Raw genomic sequence first — 1344 nt, 5'->3', positions numbered from 1 at the left:
GTCGACCTTCGCCGTCCTGCCCGCCGTCGACGGCGACCCGTTCTGCCGCGAGCTCGACACCGCCGGCATCCCCGCCCGTCTGGTTCGCGGGGATGGGCCGGTTCGGGTGAACCTGGCCATCACCGAGCCCGACGGCACCACGACCAAGCTCAACAATCCGGGTCCCACCGTGTCAGCCGGAACGCTGGACGCGCTGCGCGACGCGCTGGTCGCTCTCGCGGACCGCTCCGCGTGGATCGTGCTGGCCGGCTCCCTGCCGCCCGGCGCCCCCGCACACTGGTACGCCGACCTCGTGGCCTCGCTGAGTGCGCGTACCCAGGTCGCGGTGGACACCAGCGACGAGCCGCTCCGCGCGCTCGCCCGTGCGTTCGACGGCGACCGCAGCCGAGCACCCCATCTGATGAAGCCCAACGGGCACGAGCTCGGCGCACTGCTGGGCCTGGACGGCGACGCCCTCGAGGCCGACCCGATCGCGGTCGCCCACGCCGCACGGGGCCTGATCTCACGCGGCGTCGGAGCCGTCCTCGCCACGCTCGGTGGCTCCGGGGCGGTGCTGGTCACGCCCGAGGGGCAGTGGCACGCCGCTCCCCCGCCCACCGAGGTGGTCAGCACCGTCGGCGCCGGCGACTCCAGCCTCTTCGGCTACCTCCTCGGCGACCTCCGGGGCCTGGCCCCGGCCCCACGACTAGCGCTCGCCGTCGCCTACGGCAGTGCAGCAGCCGGACTCCCCGGCACCACCATCCCGCAGCCCACCGACGTCCGGACCGACCTGGTCACCGTGCGCCCGCTGCCCGACTCCACCGGAGTGTGACTCGATGACCGACTTGATCACTGGCGATCTGGTCCGTCTGGACGCCGATCTCGGCGCCGACAAGGACGCTGTGATCGGCGCGCTGACCCAGGTGGTCGCCGGCGCCGAGCGAACGAGGCAGGCAGACCTCCTGCTGACCGACGTCATGGCGCGCGAGGCGAAGTCCTCGACGGGTCTCCCCGGCGGGATCGCGATCCCGCACTGCCGCACCGCCGCCGTCAGCGAGCCGACCCTCGTCTTCGCCCGGCTCGCCGAGCCGGTCGACTTCGGCGCCCAGGGCGGGGGGGCGGGCCTGGTGTTCCTCATCGCCGCCCCCGAAGGCGGTGGCGAGACACATCTGCAGATCCTCACCAAGCTGGCACGCGCCCTGGTGAAGCCCGACTTCACCAGCGCGTTGCGCGCCGCTGCCCACCCCGAGGACGTCGTGGCCCTGGTAGGCGCCACGGTCGGTGGGGCCGCGCCGGCGGCCGCGGGCGCGGGGGCTCCCGCGGCTGCCGCTCCCACCCACCCCCCGGACCAACGGCGGGCGGCCG

2 protein-coding genes are annotated in these 1344 nt (G+C 74.6%); both read left to right on the top strand.

What is annotated here, in order from left to right; genetic code table 11:
• Positions 1-811, top strand: an 811-nt coding sequence (locus KSO97_RS17335) for a 1-phosphofructokinase family hexose kinase (protein WP_232681860.1), incomplete at its 5' end; no start/stop codon positions are given.
• A 4-nt stretch (positions 812-815) separates the two neighbouring features.
• Positions 816-1344, top strand: a 529-nt coding sequence (locus tag KSO97_RS17330; protein ID WP_232681850.1) for a PTS sugar transporter subunit IIA, incomplete at its 3' end; no start/stop codon positions are given.

Origin of the sequence: Nocardioides sp. R-C-SC26 (genome assembly GCF_021246465.1) — a bacterium.
Lineage (GTDB): Bacteria > Actinomycetota > Actinomycetes > Propionibacteriales > Nocardioidaceae > Nocardioides.
Note: the sequence above shows the minus strand (reverse complement) of the source record. Positions and strands in the feature narration are given on the sequence as shown.